This is a genomic window from Segatella maculosa OT 289, from assembly GCF_000243015.1.
Classification (GTDB): Bacteria; Bacteroidota; Bacteroidia; order Bacteroidales; family Bacteroidaceae; genus Prevotella; species Prevotella maculosa.
This window is the reverse complement of the sequence record NZ_JH594504.1, coordinates 225,280-247,565: the sequence shown is the minus strand read 5'-3', so window position 1 is coordinate 247,565 and position 22,286 is coordinate 225,280. Positions and strand designations below refer to the sequence as shown.

General features: G+C 50.1%; 13 protein-coding genes. 11 read left to right on the top strand and 2 right to left on the bottom strand.

Annotated elements, in window-relative coordinates:
* Positions 1 to 127: 127 nt before the first annotated feature.
* Positions 128 to 316 carry a hypothetical protein gene (locus HMPREF9944_RS13210; RefSeq protein ID WP_216594337.1) on the top strand — a complete coding sequence of 63 codons (189 nt, stop codon included), beginning with the start codon at positions 128 to 130 and terminating at the stop codon, positions 314 to 316.
* A gap of 71 nt (positions 317 to 387) precedes the next feature.
* Here the strand turns inward: HMPREF9944_RS13210 and HMPREF9944_RS08330 are convergent, their stop codons facing one another.
* Complete coding sequence (locus HMPREF9944_RS08330; protein WP_008565724.1) at positions 388 to 1,947, bottom strand: sulfatase; 1,560 nt, start codon at positions 1,945 to 1,947, stop codon at positions 388 to 390.
* A gap of 291 nt (positions 1,948 to 2,238) precedes the next feature.
* Here HMPREF9944_RS08330 and HMPREF9944_RS08325 point away from each other — a divergent pair, with 291 nt between their 5' ends.
* From HMPREF9944_RS08325 to HMPREF9944_RS08275, 10 genes are all read left to right on the top strand, one after another.
* Positions 2,239 to 5,418, top strand: a complete 3,180-nt coding sequence (locus HMPREF9944_RS08325) for a SusC/RagA family TonB-linked outer membrane protein (RefSeq protein WP_008565723.1) — start codon at positions 2,239 to 2,241, stop codon at positions 5,416 to 5,418.
* 12 nt (positions 5,419 to 5,430) lie between these two features.
* Complete coding sequence (locus tag HMPREF9944_RS08320; protein ID WP_008565722.1) at positions 5,431 to 7,134, top strand: RagB/SusD family nutrient uptake outer membrane protein; 1,704 nt, start codon at positions 5,431 to 5,433, stop codon at positions 7,132 to 7,134.
* 81 nt (positions 7,135 to 7,215) lie between these two features.
* Positions 7,216 to 9,147: a heparinase II/III family protein gene (locus HMPREF9944_RS08315; RefSeq protein ID WP_008565721.1), complete on the top strand. Its 1,932-nt coding sequence runs from the start codon at positions 7,216 to 7,218 to the stop codon at positions 9,145 to 9,147.
* Positions 9,148 to 9,151: 4 nt separating this feature from the next.
* The gene (gene lacZ4 / locus HMPREF9944_RS08310; protein ID WP_008565720.1) at positions 9,152 to 11,236 is read left to right on the top strand and encodes a beta-glucuronidase LacZ4; all 2,085 of its coding nucleotides are present in this window, start codon (positions 9,152 to 9,154) and stop codon (positions 11,234 to 11,236) included.
* Between the two features lie 759 nt (positions 11,237 to 11,995).
* Positions 11,996 to 15,334 carry a SusC/RagA family TonB-linked outer membrane protein gene (locus tag HMPREF9944_RS08300; RefSeq protein WP_244861140.1) on the top strand — a complete coding sequence of 1,113 codons (3,339 nt, stop codon included), beginning with the start codon at positions 11,996 to 11,998 and terminating at the stop codon, positions 15,332 to 15,334.
* 17 nt (positions 15,335 to 15,351) lie between these two features.
* Positions 15,352 to 16,944, top strand: a complete 1,593-nt coding sequence (locus HMPREF9944_RS08295; RefSeq protein WP_008565714.1) for a RagB/SusD family nutrient uptake outer membrane protein — start codon at positions 15,352 to 15,354, stop codon at positions 16,942 to 16,944.
* A 23-nt stretch (positions 16,945 to 16,967) separates the two neighbouring features.
* On the top strand, positions 16,968 to 17,858 hold the full coding sequence (locus HMPREF9944_RS08290) for a hypothetical protein (RefSeq protein WP_008565713.1): 891 nt from the start codon (positions 16,968 to 16,970) through the stop codon (positions 17,856 to 17,858).
* Positions 17,859 to 17,863: 5 nt separating this feature from the next.
* The gene (locus HMPREF9944_RS08285) at positions 17,864 to 18,550 is read left to right on the top strand and encodes a fibrobacter succinogenes major paralogous domain-containing protein (protein ID WP_244861139.1); all 687 of its coding nucleotides are present in this window, start codon (positions 17,864 to 17,866) and stop codon (positions 18,548 to 18,550) included.
* A gap of 9 nt (positions 18,551 to 18,559) precedes the next feature.
* Positions 18,560 to 19,585, top strand: a complete 1,026-nt coding sequence (locus HMPREF9944_RS08280) for a TlpA disulfide reductase family protein (RefSeq protein ID WP_008565711.1) — start codon at positions 18,560 to 18,562, stop codon at positions 19,583 to 19,585.
* Positions 19,582 to 20,940 carry a TlpA family protein disulfide reductase gene (locus tag HMPREF9944_RS08275; protein ID WP_008565710.1) on the top strand — a complete coding sequence of 453 codons (1,359 nt, stop codon included), beginning with the start codon at positions 19,582 to 19,584 and terminating at the stop codon, positions 20,938 to 20,940. The genes HMPREF9944_RS08280 and HMPREF9944_RS08275 overlap by 4 nt, the downstream gene beginning before the upstream one ends.
* A gap of 562 nt (positions 20,941 to 21,502) precedes the next feature.
* Here HMPREF9944_RS08275 and HMPREF9944_RS08270 read toward each other — a convergent pair.
* On the bottom strand, positions 21,503 to 22,219 hold the full coding sequence (locus tag HMPREF9944_RS08270; protein WP_044113530.1) for a hypothetical protein: 717 nt from the start codon (positions 22,217 to 22,219) through the stop codon (positions 21,503 to 21,505).
* Between the last annotated feature and the right edge of the window lie 67 nt (positions 22,220 to 22,286).

Below are 22,286 nucleotides of genomic sequence, written 5' to 3'. Positions count from 1 at the left end.
AACGCAAGGTGTAAGTCGTTGGTAATCAATGCGGCCCATGTGGTGAGTTGCTCGAGCGCATGTAGGGACCTTGACTTTGAACTTTGAACATTGAACTTTGACCTTTATGATTAGTCCTATTATGAAGATGATTTGCAGACAAAAGGCATGTAGGGACGCACGGCTCGTGCGTCCGCTCAAAACGCTGCGTGCATTCGTTTCAACAACCACGCTGTTTGCTTGTCATTCACCTTGCGCGGACGCACGAGCCGATGCATATCGACTTACATTCCCAACGGAGCGGACGCGCGGATTGCGCCTGCTCGATGGGCGATAGCAACAAAAAACGCGCATGGCTTGCGGGAAGCCGGGCGCGTTGTGATGGGGTTTGGGGTGTGGAGTGGCCGTTTATGGTTCGTCGGGCCACGGGCATGGACGGCCCGAACGCTTGTCTGACGGGCGTTGTGCACCCATCTTGCGCAGGTAACGGCCCAATTTCTTCGAGAGTTTTGCCACGAGTGAAGGGCGTGAGGCGGCAAGATCGTGTGCTTCGCCGATGTCGTTCGGAATGTCATAGAGCTCTTTTCGGCGCGTCTTGTAATTGTAGATGAGCTTCCAAGGACCCTCGCGCAAGGCGCAGTTGAGGCTGATGCCCGGTCCCGTGTTGCCCCAAACGTTGGGATAGTTCCACACGAGTGGGCGGCGCGATGGCTTTTCTTGTCCTTTCAAGAGGGGGACAAAGCTCTTGCCGTCTACCTTCTGCGGCACCTTATAGTGCTTGATTCCCGCCATTTCGAGCAGGGTGGGGAAGAAGTCTTCAATCATAATGTATTGTCCGCACACCGATTTCGGGCGCACAACCGACGGCCATCTGACGATCATCGGCTCGCGTATGCCGCCTTCGTACATGGACCCTTTGCCCGAACGCAGGGGGAAGTTCTGCGTGAAAAGGGGCTCGTCGCGCCACTGAGTGCCTGTGGCATAGCCGCCATTGTCGCTCATGAAGATGACAATGGTGCGGCGGCTCTCGCCGTTTTGGTCGAGCCAGTCGAGAATATCGCCGAGACTCTTGTCCATTCCCTCGACGAGCGAGGCGTAGGCAGCCTCTTTCTCGGAGAGTCCTTTGCGCAGGTATTTGGCAAAGTAGCGGGGATCGCGGTCGATGGGAATGTGAACGGCGTAGTGAGACATGTAGAGATAGAACGGTTGATTGTAGCGTTTGGCCTTGTCGAGCGCCGAGATGGCCTCGCGAGTCAGGGCTTCGGTGAGGAAGACGCCCGTGTTCCAATACTTCTCAAGTCCCGGTATGGCCATCTTATGTTGCTTTTTCGGGTCGGTAGTGTTGCCGAAACAGCGTTCGCTGAGATAGGTGGCTGGCCCCCCACCTGCGTGTCCTGCGATGTTCACCTCAAAGCCCCAGTGCGTAGGATTCTCGCCCGGCGTGTCTTTGGCGCCCCAATGTGCCTTGCCACAGTGTATGGTATGGTAGCCAGACGCTTGCAAAAGGTTGACGAACGAGACGGCTTTGTAGGTGTTTCGGCAGCCATCGACGCGGCTGATACCGTTGTAGTTCCAGTCGGGAAGTGCCAAACTATCGTCACTAAGGTCAGTAGATTTGTTCTTTTCCAACGTCCAATTGGTCACCCGATGCCTTGCGGCGTTGCTCCCCGTCATCAAACTGCAACGGCTCGGCGAGCTGATGGGGCAGGCATAAGCCTGTGTGAACATCATGCCTTGGGCCGCCAAGCGTTCCATGTTGGGCGTTTCGTAGCGGTCGTTATAGAAGGTGCGCTGGTTCCAAAAGGGGAGTGACGTGTCTTGCCAGCCCATGTCGTCGACCATGAAGAGGATAATGTTGGGACGTTCTGTGTGGGTGTGCCCCGCTTGTGCGAATGCTGTGGAAGGCAACATCAGGGCCGTGACGGCCATGAAGAGGTTGCCCGGTGGTGTAGGTTGTAGAGGTTTCATAGCGTTTGTGTTGATGATACAGACTACAAAGATATACCTAATAAATCAAGGTTGGCCATACTTGGAGACAATTCGGGACGATTTTGGAAGCAATATGTATGATAATCGAACTTAGCGGAGCGACAGATGCGGGTTGAAGCATGGATATCTGTAGGTTGACAGGGTGAATTTCGGACGATTTTGTACATTTTTTGTACGATATTACCCCTTAAAACGCAATCAGAACGTTATCTTTGCAATCAAAACTGTTGAAAAACAATCGTATTATTAACCTAATACTTATTTTACTTTATGAGAAATAATAGCAATTATGTACCTTGGAGAAAGACTTTTCTCTGTGCACTTGCGCTGACATCTTTGTCAGTTCATGCAGGTATGACGCCGGAAAGGACAGGCGGTACGAGTGTGTTGAAAGCTGCGCCTACGCAAGAAGGCTTTACGGTTTCGGGCAACATATCGGACGCTATGGGGCCGATGATCGGTGCAACCATCAAAGAAAAGGGGACATCTAACGGTACGGTGTCCGACCTTAACGGTCATTTCACGTTGAAAGTGTCGTCGCCCGATGCGGTTCTTATCGTGTCAAGCGTGGGCTATACGACGCAGGAAATCAAACTTCACGCACGCAAGACCGTGGCTGTCACGCTGCAAGAAGACAACAAACTGCTTGGCGAAGTTGTCGTTGTCGGCTATGGTACGCAGAAGAAAGTAAACATGACGGGAGCTGTTTCCGCCATCAATGTGTCGGAATTGGCAGAAAGCCGTCCGTTGACCAATGTTTCTCAGGCCTTGGCGGGCTTGGCATCGGGTGTGTCGGTCACCTCTAACCATAACCAACCCGGTAACGACAACGCTTCCATTCTGGTGCGCGGTCAGGGAACCCTGAACTCTTCGGCCCCATTGATTATCATTGATGGGTCGGAAGCAGGCATCAATACCGTGAACCCGCAGGATATAGAAAGTATTTCAGTGTTGAAAGACGCTGCTTCGGCTGCCATTTACGGTTCACGTGCGGCTAATGGCGTTATCCTCATCACCACCAAGAGCGGAAAGAGCGGGAAAATCAACGTAGATTATAATGGATATGTGTCGTTTGAGTCTATCCGTAAGACCATGACACCTGTCTCTGACTATGCGCGCTACATGGAGTTGGTGAACGAGGGCTACAGGAACAGCGGCAAGCGACCTGTTTTCAGCCAGAAAATGATCGACGCATGGCGGAACGACGGCGGGAAAGACCCGTTGAAATATCCTAATACAGACTGGATAGACGAGGCATTTAAGAACTCAGTTTCGACCAATCATGTTGTTTCGATTTCCGGAGGCTCCGATAAGATAAGGTTCTATGGGTCGTTTGGTTACCTGAATAACCCCGGTGTGATGTATAATGCAGGCTTCACGAAGTACAACGGGCGACTCAATCTGAGTGCGGATGTGGCCAAATGGCTTAATGTCGGCTTCCAAATGAGTGGCTATGTGTCAGACATGCAGCCGGGATATAATGAAATGGAAAACGTCTTCAAATATTCTAAAGGTACAACACCCGGTATGGTGTTCCGTGCTCCCGATGGAAGATTCGGTGCTGTGAACAATGAAGAAGATGCTGCACAGTGTGCAGTTAATAATCCTGTGATACGTTCCTATTTTTGGGCAGGAATGAATCGCAAGAATAATTTCCATCCGCGCTTCCTTGCCACCATCAAACCGATGAAAGGGCTTTCGTTGGCATTGAGTTATTCGTATGAGATGGTTGACGGAGAAGTGACACGCAAGCCTGTTATACAAGAAGGTTGGAATTTCCTGACCGGGCAGAAGACGTTCTCTTCGAAGAATAAGTTTACTTTCTATCATGGGATTAGTAAGATAGAACGTTATTTCAATGATGCCGTGTTGCGTTATGAGAATAAGTTCTTCAAGAAGAGCCTGGCCATGAACTTCATGTTGGGTGCCAGTCAGGAACTTTATCGGTCGAAGACGCTTGATGTTACCAAGCAGGATATGATAGACCTCAGCATGGATGCCCTCGATGGGGCTATGGGACAAGCCAGTGCAAACGGTGGTAAGACGGAGTGGGCGATGCGTTCTTTCTTCAGCCGACTCAATCTTAACTGGAAAGATCGATATCTGTTGGAGTTCAATCTCAGGGCCGATGGTTCGTCAAGGTTCCGTTCTAATAAGCGTTGGGGATACTTCCCATCGGTTTCGGCAGGCTGGCGTATCGATCAAGAACACTTCATGGAGGGTGCACTCAATGAGCAATTGAGCAACTTGAAACTGCGTGTATCCTACGGTTCGCTGGGAAACAATTCGGTAGGAAACTATGACTCTCAATCACTTTACACAAGTAATAAAGGTGCTTTGAACTATGTCTTGGGCAATTCAATGGTGACGGGTATGGCACAGGTTGCTTTGGCCAACGAACAACTCTCATGGGAAACTACGAAAGTATTCGACTTAGGTGTTGACTTTGGCTTCTTCAAAAACCGACTTACTGGGACTATCGATTACTTCAATAAACGTACGACGGATATTCTTATCGATTTACCTGCACCAGCAGTCCATGGTACGGCAAGCCTACCCAAGATGAACAGTGCCACGGTAACCAATCAAGGCTTAGAATTAACCTTGGGCTGGCAAGATAAAGTAAGTGATTTCACTTATGGAGCAACGGCCAACTTTACATTTATCAAGAACAAGGTAAACAAGTTCAAGGGAACGGATAAAGGCGGTATGTCTATCAATGGTGCCAACCTGATTTGGGAAGGCCACAGCATCAATTCTCAGTATCTGTTGCGGGTAGAACGACTGCTTCAGACCGATGAAGATATGAAGCGTGTGCAGGAACTTATCGATAATGCACCCATAGGGAAAGACGGAAATAGAGTCAACCCATTTGCGGCTTTCGGTACACCTAAGAAAGGTGACCTGCTCTACAAGGACGTCAACGGCGACGGAATTATTGACAATAACGATAAGGAAATCGTCAGTGATGGACCGAATCCGAAGTTCATGATGGGCTTGAACCTTAACGCTGGTTGGAAAGGTTTTGATTTTTCAATGCTGATACAAGGTTCATTCGGGGCTAAGGTATATTGGCAAAACGTTGGTTATAACACGCCGACCGTACGTTATGGCTATCAAATTGTCAAGAAGATTGCCGACGGACGTTGGTATGAAGGCCGTACCGATGCTACTTATCCTCGACTTGTGGAATATCAAGATAAGCTGAATACCCAGCAGAGTGACTTCTATTTGGAGAACAAGAGCTTTGTAAAAATCCGTAATATCCAGTTGGGATATACATTGCCGAAGGTGCTGACCACAAAATTCCATATCGAAAGAATCCGTCTTTATGGCAGTTTGGAGAACTTCTTCACGTTCACTAAGTACAATGGATTTGACCCCGAAGTCAGTGGTATAGCCTATCCTTCAATGAAACAGGCGGTAATCGGCCTGAATGTATCATTCTAAAAACGCTGTAATATGAAAAAGAAATATATCATACTCGTAGCATTTGCCATGACAATATCCTTGTCGGGATGCTATGATTTGGACCGAGTTCCTGCCGATCAGTTAAGTTCTAAGCAATTCTATAAAAACGAAGAGCACGCAAAGGAGGCCATGATGGCTGTCTATAGTCAGATGCAGAATGATAATGTCTTCGGTCTTCAGTTTTCCATGGACGGTTTGGGAGGTATTGCAATGGGATATGACCCACCTTCTTATCAAACGTTCCAACGTGGCACATATGATGTGAAGAACGATTGGGTATTGAACAAATGGAAAAACCTCTACGAGGGGATTGCACGTGCCAATGGCGTGTTGCAGAATGTAGACCGCTGCCAAATGGCCGACGAACTTAAGGTACAATACAAGGCAGAAGCCAAGTTCATGCGTGCCCTTTATTACTTCACACTGATGGATTTCTTTGGCGGTGTGCCCATTTATGACGAGAGCGTGGTCGTTAGCAAAAGCTATAGTGATATGAAAAATGCGCGTGAGCCGATTGAAAAAGTACGTGAATTCGTGCTGAAAGACCTTGCCGAGGCGATTGATAAACTGCCCGAAGCATGGGATAAGACCAACTACGGACGCGCCACAAAGTATGCTGCGATTGCATTGACGGGCAAAGTTTATCTCTATGCCAAGGAATATCAGAAGGCTTTGGATAGCTTTAAGCAAGTCGTTGCTTCAGGAAAATACGCGCTTTATGACGATTATGCCGGTCTTTTCAAACCCGGTGGGGACGAGAGTTCCGAGATGATTTTCGCCATACAGAACATGGGTGGCGTCGGAACAGACCATGGAATGCCGATGAATTTCTATATGGGAACACGCGAATCTTATGGCAGTTGTTGGAATAATGTGATGGTTTCACCTTACTTTGTTGATACTTATGAGTATAAAGACGGCCGTCCGTTCGATTGGGATGATTGGTTCCCGGGCATCAAAACCGACAATGATATCAAGGTGAAGACGTTCCGTGCGACTCTTGCAGAGGGCAAGGTGACAGCCTATCCGGCAGGGAAAGCCAAGTTGTTGCAGATGTATCAGCAACGCGACCCACGTATGAACATGACCGTTATCCTGCCTTATACACGCTACAACGGCTGGTATGCCAACGCTCCGGAGGACTGCGAGTTTGTCATTGCACCGTCTATCACAAGTGGAAATGGCTATATTCGTGTCAATGGAAACTATGAAACCTACCTCTGGCGCAAGTTTGTTGCCGAGGGAAACATGGGCGGTGCCATCAATAACAAGGAACACACGCCGATCAATTTCCCGCTGATCAGATATGCAGACGTGCTGTTGATGATGGCCGAATGCCAGAATGAGTTGGGCAATCAGAGTGCAGCTGTGGCACTGATCAACCAAGTCAGGGCACGTAAAGGCGTTGAAATGCCGGGCATTAACAGTGGTCCAAGCTATCTGAAAGCCACCACCAAGGCCGAAGTTTTCGAAAGAATTCGACACGAAAGGGCTGTGGAGCTGGCAGGAGAAGGCTGGAGTTTCAGTGATATGAAGCGCTGGAATCTACTCGAAACACTTGATAAACGCAAGGAAAGCGATATCACTGGGAAGTTCCGTTACACACGTTCAGTAAAGAAACGTGACTATCTTTGGCCGATACCGGCAGACGAGATAGAGAAGAACAAAGCCCTCATTCAAAATCCGGATTGGTAGTTTTAGGTTATATATAAACATGGATTATATTTCCCGAGAGATGTGAATCTGTGCGGGATTTAGCTTTTTAAAATCAAAACGATGAAGAAAACAGTCTTCACAATATGTCTGCTTTTCATGGTTCTCTTGTCATCTTGGGGCTATGAACAGCGGAATTTGTTGCAAAATGCAGCTTCTGAAGCCCTGATACGTAACTCACTTGTTATGAAACAAGCATGGGTTCCGTTCCCGAAATACGCTGACCGTGCAGACTGGGATCAGCTTTTCGGAAAGGAAAAAGAAGCCATCATAGAGGCCGGTTCGAAGTTTCTTGACTATCACTGGCAGGTTATCCGGGCGACCGATTATTTGGAATATGAACGCTCGGGCAGCCGAAACTCCATGCAAGACACCTATAATCAAAACATCAAAGTCTTTAGTCATTTGCTTGTAGCCGAGCTTGCCGAGGGCAAGGGACGCTTCATAGACGACCTGATAAACGGTGTCATGTTCTTCTGCGAGATGACTTCGTGGGCAGAGTCGGCCCATCTTTTCGGCGCTCAAAAGAGCAAACGGGCCATGCCTGATTACAGAGAGGACATTCTTGAGCTGCGCCAAGGAGACGTTTCTCAAATGCTTGCGTGGACCTACTACTTCTTGAAGAAACCGTTTGATAAGATTGATCCGATGATTACCTCTCGGTTGCGTTACGAGTTGCAGAAGCGAGAACTTACGCCTTTCCTCAAGCGCAACGATTTTTGGTGGATGGCAAGGAACTACAAGCAGGATGGATTGCTCAACAACTGGACACCGTGGTGCAATGCCAATGCCTTGCTTTGCTTCATGCTACTGGAAGACAATCCCGACGTGCTGGCCAAGGCTGTTTATCTGTCCATGCAATCCGTTGATCAATACCTGAACTACGTGAAAGGCGACGGTGCCTGCGAGGAAGGACCAACCTATTGGGGCCATGCGGTCGGTAAACTTTATGAGTATCTTACGGCTTTATCACTGATTACCGGCGACAAAGTCAACATTTTCCACAGTCCGTTGATCAAGAAGATGGGCGAATATATCACGGCTTCGTATATCGGAGACGAATGGGTTGTCAACTTTGCCGATGCTTCGGCAAAGGCCGGAGAACTCAATACGATGCTTATTTATAGATATGGTGTGTCGGTAAACAGTCCGACAATGCGTGGCATGGCAGTCATGCGGGCTAAGGCTCACCCGCTGACACGGCCTTGGACTTGGCTGGACCTGTATCAAGAACTCGGCAATCTCACCTATCGCCCGCTCTTGGATAGCGATGTCGCTTCCTATCAGCCAGAGAACTTCGTGTGGTATCCTGAAACCCAATTCTGCTATATGCGAAACGGGCACATGTTCCTTGCTGCCAAAGGTGGTCACAACAATGAAAGTCACAACCACAACGACGTGGGAAGCTTTATTCTTGCCATCGACAATCTGCCCGTTATGATTGATGTTGGCGTGGGAACCTATACGCGGAAGACGTTCAGCCGTGAGCGTTATTCGATTTGGACCATGCAAAGCAACTATCACAATCTGCCAATAATCAATGGGCAGCCCGAGGTTTTCGGCGCATCTTATAAGGCTGGCAAGGTGAGTGTCGACAAGAAGCAGTGCCTTTTCACTGCCGACATCGCGCAAGCCTACCCTGCAGGGGCGGCGATAGACGCTTGGCTGCGTTCTTATCAACTGAAAAATAACAGCCTGATTGTCACTGATGACTTCACGTTAAAGGAGAAAAAGGCTGCCAACCAGCTCAATTTTATGACGTGGGGCGAGGTGGATACGAGCAAAAAAGGACGCATTCGTATTCGCGTGAACGGCGTGAGTGCCGTGCTGAATTATGATGATGCCACGTTCACTCCGGCCATCGAGAAAATCGATTTGACCGATCCTCGCTTGTCAAAGGTGTGGGGCGACGCCGTCTACCGCATCACCCTCACGGCCAAAGAACAGACACTGAAGGGCACATATCGCTGCACCATCAGTCGGGAAAACCATTAATACGATGATCATGTCTACTTATCACAAATTCAATCATGGCAGAAGTCCATCGCGACAGCGGTGGCTTCTGCTCTTTTCGTTATTGTTTTGCGGCCTTATGGCACAGGCCGGACGAACCCTTATCCCTATCAATGACAACTGGAAGTTCCGCTTTTCACACGAAGTTCACAAGGAAAGCGGACAGCAAGTCAGCCTTCCACACACGTGGAATGCCATGGATGCACTCAGCGGAAAGCCCGACTATAAACGCGGAATAGGCAACTATAGCCGTTCATTCCGCGTGCCCATGGCGTGGAAAGGCAGGCGTATCTTCATCCGATTTGAGGGAGCCAATGCCGTTACCGACCTCTTTTTGAATGGCAAACACGTGGGAGAACATCGCGGAGGATACGGCGCTTTCATCTTCGAACTGACCGACCTTGTGACCTATGGTGCCGAAAACAAGCTGCTTGTTCGGGTCAACAACGCCGAGCAATTGGACGTGATGCCGCTCGTGGGTGACTTCAATTTCTATGGCGGAATATACAGAGAGGTGGCCTTGATGCTCACCAATGACGTGTGTATCTCGCCACTCGACTACGCTTCGCCAGGCGTTTACCTGCGTCAGACGAAGGTCGATGACCGGCAAGCCGACGTATATACCGACATCATGTTGGCCAACCGCACCGACAAGACGCAGGAGATCAGCGTCACAGTCGAGGCTTTCTCCGGCGAAAAGGCCGTGACAAAGCAACAGAAAACCGTGAAGGTTAGTGCGCATGCCACCCTGCAGAAACTCACGATTCCATTCACCATTCTTCAGCCTCACCTTTGGAACGGCACGCAAGACCCCTATATATATAAGGTGAAAGTGTGCGTGTGGCAAGGCAAGACGCTGCTCGACGAGGTGGAACAGCCTCTGGGTTTGCGCTCGTTCCATGTCGATCCAGCCCGCGGTTTCTTCCTCAATGGCCGTCACCTGCCGTTGCATGGTGTCTGTAGACATCAGGAACGGGCCCTCGTGGGCAATGCCCTCACACCGCAAGACATCGAGGAAGACGTGCGGTTGATGCGCGAAATGGGTGTCAATGCCGTTCGGTTGGCCCACTATCCGCAGTCGGCTTACACCTACGAACAAATGGACCGGGCCGGCATAGTCACTTGGGCAGAGATACCATTTGTGGGCCCCGGCGGCTATGCTGACAAGGGATTTGTCGATAGCGAGGCCTTCCGTGCGAACGGAAAACAGCAACTTCGCGAGCTTATTCGGCAGCATTTCAATCACCCGAGCATCTGTTTCTGGGGACTGTTCAACGAACTTAAGTACGACGGTGACAACCCCGTTGACTACATCAAAGAGCTGAATAACATCGCACATGTAGAGGATAACACGCGCCTGACCACCTGTGCAAGCAACCAAGATGGCGACATGAACTTCATAACCGACGTGATGGCGTGGAACCGTTACGATGGTTGGTATGGCTCAACGCCCTCGACTTTGGCCACGTTCCTCGACAAAATGCACGCCGAACACCCCCAATTGCGCATTGCATTGAGCGAATATGGCGCGGGAGCATCGGTCAGACAGCAGCAGGATTCGCTGCGTCAACCCCGGCCGAACAGCTGGTGGCACCCCGAAAACTGGCAGACGTTCTATCACATTCGCAATTGGGATATCATCTCACATCGCCCATATCTGTGGGGCTCTTTCGTGTGGAACATGTTCGATTTCGGCGCAGCTCACCGCACAGAAGGCGACCGTCCGGGCATCAACGACAAGGGATTGGTAACGCATGACCGCCATATCAAGAAAGATGCTTATTATTTCTACAAGGCCAATTGGACCACCGAACCGATGGTTTTCATTGCCGGAAAGCGCTGCACCCGGCACGAAAAGGCCGAAACGGAGGTGTGGGTGTTCTCAAATTGCAGCGAGGTTGCCCTCTCACTCAACGGCAAACCGATAGCCTCTCTCGCCCCGAACGACATCTCGCTCTGCACGTTCCGCGTCACGCTTCAGCCCGGATTGAACCGCCTTGTGGCCACGGCCGTGAAGGAAGGCAAGCGCGTCGAAGATGTATGCGAGGTGGAATTGGCAGACCGTCCTTAAGCCTTTGTATCAAATTATTGCAACAACTTGATACATTTGCTTTGTTTATTGGCAGGACGCTCCTGAATCTTCAGGCCCATTTCAGCCCTCCCAAGAGGCTTCTCCAGCCTCTTCAAAAGAGGGTATAGCTGACCTGTCGATAGAAAACGGGTAAACACGTTGATTGTCGATGCGAATGTAGGGATCTTGGCTTTGAACTTTGACCATTGAACTTTGACCTTTATGATTAGTCTTATTATTAAGATGGATTGTTGACAAGAGGTATGTAGCGACGCACGGTTCGTGCGTCCGCTCAACCAACCATGCATATATGTTTTCAATTCTAATGGAGCGGACGTACGAACCGTGCGTCCCTACATGCCTGTCGTGGGCGGGTTGATGCGTAAAATGATGGAAGGGACAAGCTACTCCTATACATGCTGATTATCAACGGCTTATACCTTTCGTTTCCATCTTAGCCATTTTAGCGTCTAATATGGGCCATTTTGCACGACAATATGGCTGATATTGTGCAGCGAAATGGCTGAAATAGCAATACCGTTTCATAGGGATTGCACAGCTTGATGAACTGGACTGTGATGCGTCGGCGGTTTGGTTTCGTTACTTTATTGGGGTGTTTCTTGTGTGTTTCACTGATTTTCGTTACTTTTGCATATCAAATCGTAACTCGCGATGGTCGTGTTCCCCCTCGCAAACGAGGGAGGCTACGAGGGAGCGGAGGCCGCTGTGCATCGCAGAAGAGACATAATGAAGATGCAGATGAATAGAATAACGTGTTTATGGCTGTGCTTGTTTGCAGGCATGACGGCCCATGTCGAAGCCGACGCAGCAGTAAGCAAGCCGCAAGAAACGGTGCAACAGGCCGATAACGAAGTGGCAGGACAGGTACTCGATGAGGCCGGTCAGCCGCTTCCGGGCGTCACCATACGCATCGATGGTACCAAGAATGGGGGCGTAGCCAGCGACTATGATGGCCGGTTCGCACTGCCCGTGGGTAAGAACCAAAGCCTGAAACTGACGTTTTCCTACATTGGTTGCAAGCCTCAGACACTGACCGTAAAGGCCGGAAAAGATGTCATTGTAATCATGGAAGACGATAAAGCCACGTTGAAAGAAGTGGTTGTGACGGGTTATCAGCAGATAGACCGCCGCAATCTGACGAGTTCCGTCTCGAGTGTCAAGATGGATGACATCGCCCGGGCAGGCGTTTCGTCGGTCGATAAGATGCTGCAGGGGCGCATACCCGACCTCGTTCTCACCACAACGAGCGGCGAAGTGAATGCCACACCGAAGATACGTATTCGCGGAGTGAGCACACTTATCGGCAATAGGGAGCCGCTTTGGGTGGTCGATGGCATTATTGTTAACGACCCGGTTAACCTGACTTCCGACGTTATCAACGACCCCGACTACGTCAATCGCATAGGGAATGCCATCTCAGGTATCAATCCTCAGGACATTGAACGCATCGATGTGCTGAAGGATGCGGCTGCAACAGCACTCTATGGAACGCGTGCAGCGAATGGCGTTATCGTTGTAACAACGAAGAAAGGACGGGCAGGTAGGCCCGTCATCTCCTACAATTTCACGGGTACAGTCCGCCATCGTCCGCGCTATAGTGACCGGAAAATCGACCTAATGAACGCCAAAGAGCGCACGCAAGTGTCAAGGGATTTGGCTGCAATGCACTATACTTTTCCCTCAAATATGACCTATGTTGGCTATGAAGATGCCCTGCAGAAGTATTACGGGGGCACCTATAACAGGAGCCAATTCGAGGCAGCTGTGGCCGCAGCCGAGGTGCAAAATACGGATTGGTTCAAGCTTCTGACACGTGATTCTTTCTCACAAGACCACTCAATCAACCTCTCTGGAGGTGCTGATAAGTTCCGTTATTACGCCTCATTGGGCTACACCAACGACAATGATGTCATCAACCGCAACGGCAACGACCGCTATACAGCGGCCGCAAACCTTGACTTCACGCTCAACAACCAATTCCAATTGAGTCTCAATTTGGGTATGCACACCGATAAACGCCGCTACGATCAGAGCGATGTTTCGCCCATCGACTATGCCTATAACACCAGTCGGGTAATCCCATCTCATACGGAAAGCGGCTATTTCTATTATAAAAAGATGTCAGTTGGCTCTGGTTCGTATGATTTCAATATCCTTAACGAACTCGATAACAGCTATGTGCGCCAGCGAACTAACGGCTTCAAGGCTACGGCCAACCTGCGTTATGCACCGCTGGATTGGCTGAATTTCAATGCTATTCTGGCCTTTAATACCTCGGATACGAACATTGAGGGCTGGCATGGTGAGAAGAGTTGGTATGCAGCCGCACTGCGTCAGTCGCCTTACGGTATAGAGGCTCCGTCCACAAGTGAGATGCCTTTTGGCGGAGAACTCTCTGAAAACGACATTGATCAGCGTGATTGGACGGTACGCCTACAGGGCAATCTGAACAAGAACTTCGGTCCCGAAGGTCACCACAACCTCAATATTGCAGTGGGTATAGAGGCGAGTTCGACCCATTATATGGGTAATCTTTTCACGCAACGTGGCTACTATGCCGACCGAGGAAAGAGGTTCACGGCAGAGATTCCCGATAAGTATGCAGCCTATTTGAGGTGGCTTGGGCGGAATGTTCCGGTCATTACTGACAATCTAACCAACCTCGTTTCGGCCTATGGTACGGCATCTTACAGCTATAAAGAGCTGTTTACACTGAACGCCAACACCCGTTATGACGGCTCAAACCGCTTCGGTGACCGCAGTAATGAGAAGATATTGCCCGTTTGGTCCGTGTCGGGTTTGGCCAATATCAAGCGTATATCAGACCTCAAAGCCACTTGGTTAGATGCTTTGGTTTGGAAGATTTCGTATGGAGGACAGGGCAATATGCTCGAAGGACAGACCCCTAAGCTGACCGTAAAGAAGGGAGCTTACGACACACACTACGGTGAAATGATATCCGAAGTGGACCGTTTTGCCAATCCGGACCTGCGTTGGGAGAAGACAAAGTCGTTCAACACGGGCATCGAGACCGCCCTTTTTCATAACCGACTGCTACTCTCTTTGGAGTATTACTACAAGAAAACAACCGACGCTTTTATGAATAAAACCATCTCTGATGTGAATGGTTATTCGGCTTATTACGTCAATTCGGGTCGCATTATCAATAAAGGTTACAACCTTTCCGTCACGGCAACACCCGTCCAAACACGTGATTGGAACTGGTTACTTTCGGCATCTTTCTCGAAAGTCATCAACAGAATGAACACCATTCCTGGCGAAGATGCCTACGAAATCAGCGACTATTTGGCAGGAACGGCTATCATTAATGGACAAGCTATCGGCACTTTTTACTCCTATCGTTTCGTGGGATTGAACCCTCAGGACGGTGGTCCTATGTTCGATGATTGGCAAGATAGGGCCCATGAACTTGTGGGATTGAATAAGTATGAGACTGCCATGAGGGTGCTTGAACGTAGTGGAAAGCGCGATCCTGACGTCACCGGGAGCTTCAGTTCCACTCTTAGTTACAAGCATTGGCGGCTGGGTTTGCTCATGGATTACGCCTTGGGAAAGAAGATCCGCCTGTTCAAAGTGTTCAATCAAGGCTCAGGTAGCAATACAGGACCGGGCTATATCTATCCCGAATACAATCTGAACCGCGCGCTACTCGACCGTTGGAAGCGACCCGGAGACGAGCGCTTGACAGACATTCCATCGATTATGAGCACCAGTTCTCCCAACTTTTATCAGTATGCCCAGCCTTGGTTCAATGGCGATAACTATAAGGGCGTGAAGTTAGGGACCGACCTTTGGACGATGTACGACTACAGTAACGTGCGCGTTGTCAGTGCCGATTATCTGCGATTGGCCTCTCTCAGTCTCACTTATGAGCTACCCCTCGCCCTCTTGATGAAGTGGGGTGTGCAGCGAATCGCTCTCTCTTTGACGGGAAACAACCTTTATACGTGGTGCGATAACAGGCTCAAAGGACAGACACCCATGCAGAGTGGCTTTGCCGAAGTGCAGCTTTCAGACACTCCTTATTATACCCTTGGCGTGAACATTCAGTTTTAACGGAAAAGAAAATAGCGATGAAAGGCTTCAAATATATCCTCGCAGGCTGTGCAATGCTGGCCTTTGGAAGTTGCGGAGACTTCTTGAAAGAATACTCACAAGACACGGATTATGTGCGATCATGGCGCGATTTGGACGAGCTTCTTATAGGTTCGGCCTATCAACCCCTGTATGCTGCCGCTACATTATCAACGGTTTCAGACCCTCAATACTTCCTTCATTTCCTCGCAGATGAACTGGATGAGACCTCAACAAGCGTCATTTCGGGTTACATGTCCTATGATGGTAAGGAGCGAGTCTTTGGTTATTACACGTGGCAGGCACGTAGTGGGCAGAACGAAACCTATACGGGTTACAACACAGAAAACCAGAGTTGGCAAGACTATTACAACCGAATCAACGTGGCAAACAATATCATTGCCGAGGCTGCAACGCTGAAAGAGGCCGGTGAAGAGGCCCGCCGAGGCCGATTGAAAGTAGACGGTGAGGCCCGTTTCCTGCGTGCTTATTACTATTTCATGCTGGTGAACATGTACGGAAAGCCCTACTCGGCAACTGCAACAACCGACCTTGGTGTGCCATTGAAGACAACCGAAGTGGTGGAAGACCGTAGGTTTGGCCGTAATACGGTGCAGGAATGCTACGACCTCATACTCACTGACCTTCAAACGGCAGAGGTCGAGCTGGCCGAATATGGTGCGCAACGATCGAAATATCGTGCGGATGCCACGGCCGTCAGGCTGTTATTGAGTCGCGTTTACCTGTATATGCAATACTGGGACAAGGCTGCCGAGTATGCCCGAAAGGTCATCGAGGCTCGTCCGAGCCTGGTCGATCTCAAGCGATTAAGTACAACCGACGGCATCATCTCGCCCACTTCACCCGAGCTAATCTTCTCGATGGGTAGCAATTCCGTGATGGAATACACCATCAACTACAGTAAATCGTTTCAAATTCCCGATGCTTTCTATCGGCTGTATGCCAACGACGACCTGCGAAAGACAAGGTATATATGGACCAACGGCGACTTCCATGGCTATAAAAAACTACCTGCCAACGCAGCTTCCTTAGCTGCTTCAAGTCGCACAGAGACCGACCCCAAATACTATTTCGATGTTTATTACTACGGTTATCAGAACCAAACGAACGACATTTCAGATAAGAATTGCTTTCGAAGTGCCGAGGCTTATCTCAATTTAGCAGAGGCCGAAGCTTGCTTGGGCCATGATGTTGCAGCACAACAAGCCGTGAATACCCTGCGAAAGTCGCGCTATGCATCGGGTAGCAACTATCGGTTGACCTTCACGGGTGCCCCACTTATCCATGCCATTCGCGAAGAACGGGCTCGCGAACTGCTGCTCGAAGGCCACCGATGGTTCGACCTTCGTCGCTATGCCGTCTGTAAAACGGCCCCACAAACGGCTACCATCACGCATCATTATTACTACTATCAGCAGCGCGACTCCGACGTTAAGACAGCCTTGCACACCTTTACATTGACGCCCGGTGACTGGGGTTGGACGCTTCCGATACCCGAATCGGCCAGAGAATTCAACCAAATGCCGCAGAACCCGCGCGGTGAACGTACCCATACAACACAGACTTTATGACCCGATTTTCAAGCAACAACGATATGAAAAGACGCAAACCATGCCTTGCCCTCTTTGCCGTTGCCCTACTATTTACGGCTTGTACCGGCGAAGATGCCCTCACTCCAAGCCATGCCGACACTGATCCTTTCGTGGTTTCTGCGGCAGACAACAGGCCTGATACACGGCTCCGGCGCGACTTTCACGACAAAAACGGCAGCTATCTGCTCTTCAATGATACGCTCGCTAACGGCGAATTGTTAGACAACGGTTATGTGATGACGGCCGCAGAGAACAACATCGTCTATACCTACGACTATCTTTCGTCGTTCAACGAGAAGCAAAATGCCGCGCGATTTATCGAGCATGACCTCCTTCCCCACTTGGGAAAGCGGCTCCGTCCGTTCTCTTTTCTGCTCGTTAGTGGCATTCATCGGTGGACAAGAAACGGCACATCGTTCTATCAGAACTACGACGAAAGCGACACTCCACAGCTGGTTACGGGCGTTAGGAGCACGGCTATCGCCATGAAAAGTGTTCCTTCCGATCCGGAAGAGCGGAAAACTTATGCTCAAACCTTACTGAAAAGCATTCTCTCAAACGCCATTGTATTGCAGAGCGGTGGCAAGGTTGATGCCTTTAAAGCGGTCAGTAAAGATGCCTATGGCGGTCTTTATGACGGTCCGACTCCAGCAAACGAGGCCGAGAACATGTCACTGATGAATGCCAAAGGCTTTATTTCCGTTCACTATTCCTATGGTTACCCCTTTTTCGGAGCCTATCCTACGGTGTCCGAAGATGTGACAGCCTACGTTGCATTGGCTCTCGAAGCAACTGCCGACGCTGTGGAAACCACCTATTTAAGCTATCCGAAAATCATTGAAAAGTATCGATTGATGACAGAAGTCCTCAACGAACTGGGTTATATTAGATAAAGTGCATGATGAAGAAGACTGTTTTTTACCTGATGATAGGTCTGCTGACACCGCTTCTCGCCGCATGTGGCAGCGATGAAGCCCCCGTTTTGGTAGATTTGAGTGCCAATAAACGCGGCTCATTCACTGATGCGCGTGATGCCAACACCTATCATTACGTCTCTGTGGGCGGCCTTGATTGGATGACGGATAACCTGCGTTACGACACAGGAGATGATAACACGCGCAGCATTTATGCCACACAAGAGCTGCCGGGCGACAACGGAACGACCACTAACGCACGGACCGTGGCCCGCTATGGCTATCTCTACAGCTATGAAGGAGCCCTGACTGCCGCACCGGCTGGCTGGCGACTGCCCACCGATGAGGACTGGAAACGACTCGAAACAGCCTTGGGCATGACGCGGAAACAGGCAGACGGCGACCTTTGGCGGGGCAACGGACAGGCCGAAGTGCTTAACAGTGCGACGGGACTGAACTTGCTTTACGCTGGGTTTCACGACAAAAACTCCACCTCCTTTGCCCAACACTTCTTCTTCATGGGTGCCGTGGGCTACTATTGGACGGCCACTTCGCCCGCTGAAGGACTGGCCTTGTTTCGCAAGATACGCTATAATAGCGGTCAAGTCTACCGCCACACCACTAAAACCAACAATATGTTAAGCGTACGTTGCGTGCGCGATGCAAACTAATCCTGTCGTATGAGAAAGATATTCCTTTCGCTTTTCCTGCTATGGACGGTGATGCTGACGGCTCAAGAGCGCGGTTTCACCATCAAAGGTTATATTCCCTCGCTGCCCGACGGCACCGAGGTGGGCATCGACGCCGTGGAGGATTCGATTATAGAACTGGCCACTTCGGTGGTTAAAAACGGCCGTTTTGAACTGTACGGGCAGGTGAAACACCCCGTTTTGGCCTCGTTCACGGCCAACAACCTCAAGCTCGTTGAAGCGCATCATTGGCCTGACGACTCCATCAAATGGCACTATGAAGACTGTTTTGTCAGTAACGCAAACCTCACGATTGGGCCGGATTTTAAGCTGACGGGCACGCAGATACAGGCCGATTGTAACGAACTGATGGCCTTGGGCGACTGGCGCGACGCTGCTGTTGCATGGCGGTTCATTGACAAACACCCACAATCTGTGGTCTCGGCCTTTTTGGTCAATGGTATGTTGAAAGCCGGGTTCGGACTCACCGACAGTGAGGTCGAACGCTTGGGACGGGCACTCACAGGTGTTCCGGCCGACACTTTGCGCTGGAAAGAATATCAATGGCGCGTGGCAATGGCTCGTAAAGCCACCATAGGGTCGCCACTAATCGACCTCGAAATCAAAAATACGGCCGGCAAGGTGATGCGCCTTTCAGATCAGATTCCGACCGACCAAGGACTCGTTTTGATTGATTTTTGGGCCAGTTGGTGCGGACAATGCATCGCAGCCTTCCCCGAATTGCAACGGCTGATGACCGAATATAAAGGTAAGGTGAGCCTGATAGGGCTCTCCATCGATACTAATGACACTGCTTGGCGCAGGGCAATGGCGAAGCATCCGCATGCTTGGCCGCAGTATTGCACGACACCCGGCGGCTATAAAGACCTGTTCCAGAAGTACCAAATCGGCAACGGAGTGCCCTATTTCCTACTGGTCTCTCCGGCCAGAAAGGTGGTGAAGGCCTTGCATACCGTTGACGAAATCGAAGCATTTTTAAAGAACAACCCGATATGAAACGTATTTTAATCGGCCTTTTGGCTCTTTTTCCTTGCTTGGTCCACGCACAGTTGGCCGTCATAGAAACCTCGGACACCACGTTGTTGAGCGGAAGTATGCTCATGACGGAGGCCCAACCGCTCGATAAACTCACGTTCAATCAGAAGGGAATTGCCGTCTATGACGACCCAAGCATCAAGGAAAAGGCACAGCTGCAACTGCTCCTTGCCGACGGAACGTCCTATTTCTTGGTCGTTGAACCGGGCAAAACGCAACGCATAAAGTTCACACGTGGCAAGGGCGGAAAGCTGCAAGTGGACTACAAAGGGGCCAACACGGCCCTGTCGGTGCTCTTCAATGAATTCGCTAAATTCGTGCCCGAGAAGAACACGGGCTATGAAATGGCCAACCAATCCACCGACACCATCACCCATGAAGAGGCCCGTCGGCGACTCGATATGCGCTATCAGCGGCTCGTAAAAATGGCAGAAAAGCTCGAAACACCGGCCGAACGGGCCGACAATCTGCGCGACATCAACCTCGCTTATCTGGCCAATCGGCTCCAACTCACGGCCGATGAAGACTACAAGTACGGCCGAAATCCCAACGAAGATGCGCGTTATATGACGTTGATCAAGCAGATTAATCCAAACGATTCCATGTATCTTCAACGCGGATTGATTGATATGTTCGTGCTTAGTAAGATGCCTCCTGCAACGCAAGAAACCTCAATCGGCGCGTATGGGGCAGCCTATTTGACGGCTGTCGACGCCCATATTGCCAACCCAAAAATACGGAACGAGCTCATGGAAAGCATGGTTGGCACCGTCTTGGGACAGATACCTGCCGACCAAACCGATGCGTTCTGGACCGTAGTTAAGGCCAAAGCTGACAGCAATATCGTGCAGAAATACGAGTTTGTCGTCAGTTCCCGGAAGGCCACAAAGCGTGGAATGAAGTGCCCGGACGTGACGTTTTCCGACCCCGAAGGGCAGCAACACCGCCTCAGCGACTACTTCGGTAAGACGCTATACATCGACCTTTGGGCCACATGGTGCGTGCCCTGCATGATGGAAATCCCGGCTTTGGCCCGTCAGGTGGAGCATTATAAGAACGATGCTCGCGTGATGTTCATCAGCATCAGCATGGACAAGAACCGGCAATCATGGCTGGCGAAGCTGCAGAAAGACCGTCCTGCGTGGCCCCAATTCATTACCAACAGCGAGGAAGATGCCCTCATCTCGCGCGAGTTCGGCGTGATGTCAATTCCCCGTTTCCTGCTCATCAAGGCCGACGGCACTATTCTTGATGCCGATGCCTTCCGTCCTTCCGACCCGAAGTTCAGCGAAAAGCTCGATGCCCTGCTGGAGTAACTTCCACAATCTCTTTCCTTTTCACCTGCAGGGACCTTAACTTTGAACATTGAACATTGAAGTTTGACCTTTAGGATTGGCAGACTTTGAAGTTTGAGCTTTGAATATTGAACTTTAGGATTAGCTGAATGACAAGATAATTTGCAAGCAAGAAGCCTGTAGGGACGCACGGCTCGTGCGTCCGTTCAAGGAGAATGAAACACAAATACACGATGATTAGGGCGCGGACGCACGGACCGTGCGTCCCTACAGGCCTCTTGTTTGCAAATCATCTTCATAATAAGACTAATCCTAAAGTTCAAAGTTCAATGGTCAAACTCCAAAGCCAAGGTCCCTACATGCATTCGAATGATAATCAATTACTTAATGTTGTGTTCTAATCTCACCCATTTCACCATGTAATCTCAGCCATATTAAACGATAATATGGCCCATATTGCGCGGCAAAATGGGTGAGATTGGAATGCAGGGTGAAAGCTATTGATTTTAAGGGTGACCGTAATTGATTCTCAAGGCGGGAGCAATCGATTTTCAACTTACAGCTTCAAGCGATGCGAGGGCGGTCAGTCAACGTAGAACTTGTCGATGTCTCCGGCCCTGAGCAGCATGGGGAAGTCACGCCGGTAGCGGCTGACAGGAAAGCATTCGTAGTCGTTTCCAAAGTAGAAGTCGCGAACCGACTGGTATTCTGCACCCGGAGAATGTTCGAAAACCGCCAATTCGAGCAGGCAAGGTTCCCCAAAACACACCCCGATCGTGATGGTATAGGAATATTTCCAGCCGTTTCCGGCTTCGTAATGTAGCGTGATACCGTCCTCATCGGCAGCCAATTCTTCCTTGAACATGATGTTGGAAGCCTCCATGTTGCGGATAAAATAGGGGTAGACCCAACACTTTCCCTCACATGAGATAATGAGCAAGCGGTCGGTAAACAGGCTGTCTTGAAGGTTGTCTTGCATGAGGGTCATTGTCACGGGCGACAGGATTGCGGCATGCATGCCCTTGAATGAGACAGTATCTTGCGTCACATAAAAGTCTGAAATGGTGAACCCTTGCCACTTATGATAGCCTTGATAGGAGTTTGGACAGCCGTTTTTCAGTCGCAAAGTGTCGCCCGAAAAGTGGGTCAAATGCTGAATGGGGCGGCCAAGATAGCATGCTGTGGTGTCCGAATGGGCATCGTAGCCGTACTCGTCGAGCCCGTTCGATGCCTGACCCACAGCCATGTTGCAGGCTACAAACAGCAGGAATAACGACAGATGAATGCGTTTTCGTTTCATTGGCATGATGGGTTCAATTCTTTTTATCAGCCGTTTTTGTCTGTCGGAACACACGGGTCGTGCGTCC

Bases quoted from the DNA above. Each gene is read 5' to 3' on its own strand.
- HMPREF9944_RS13210 (WP_216594337.1), top strand. From the start codon at position 128: ATGATTTGCAGACAAAAGGCATGTAGGGACGCACGGCTCGTGCGTCCG.
- HMPREF9944_RS08330 (WP_008565724.1), bottom strand. From the start codon at position 1,947: ATGAAACCTCTACAACCTACACCACCGGGCAACCTCTTCATGGCCGTC.
- HMPREF9944_RS08325 (WP_008565723.1), top strand. From the start codon at position 2,239: ATGAGAAATAATAGCAATTATGTACCTTGGAGAAAGACTTTTCTCTGT.
- HMPREF9944_RS08320 (WP_008565722.1), top strand. From the start codon at position 5,431: ATGAAAAAGAAATATATCATACTCGTAGCATTTGCCATGACAATATCC.
- HMPREF9944_RS08315 (WP_008565721.1), top strand. From the start codon at position 7,216: ATGAAGAAAACAGTCTTCACAATATGTCTGCTTTTCATGGTTCTCTTG.
- lacZ4 (WP_008565720.1), top strand. From the start codon at position 9,152: ATGATCATGTCTACTTATCACAAATTCAATCATGGCAGAAGTCCATCG.
- HMPREF9944_RS08300 (WP_244861140.1), top strand. From the start codon at position 11,996: ATGAATAGAATAACGTGTTTATGGCTGTGCTTGTTTGCAGGCATGACG.
- HMPREF9944_RS08295 (WP_008565714.1), top strand. From the start codon at position 15,352: ATGAAAGGCTTCAAATATATCCTCGCAGGCTGTGCAATGCTGGCCTTT.
- HMPREF9944_RS08290 (WP_008565713.1), top strand. From the start codon at position 16,968: ATGAAAAGACGCAAACCATGCCTTGCCCTCTTTGCCGTTGCCCTACTA.
- HMPREF9944_RS08285 (WP_244861139.1), top strand. From the start codon at position 17,864: ATGATGAAGAAGACTGTTTTTTACCTGATGATAGGTCTGCTGACACCG.
- HMPREF9944_RS08280 (WP_008565711.1), top strand. From the start codon at position 18,560: ATGAGAAAGATATTCCTTTCGCTTTTCCTGCTATGGACGGTGATGCTG.
- HMPREF9944_RS08275 (WP_008565710.1), top strand. From the start codon at position 19,582: ATGAAACGTATTTTAATCGGCCTTTTGGCTCTTTTTCCTTGCTTGGTC.
- HMPREF9944_RS08270 (WP_044113530.1), bottom strand. From the start codon at position 22,219: ATGAAACGAAAACGCATTCATCTGTCGTTATTCCTGCTGTTTGTAGCC.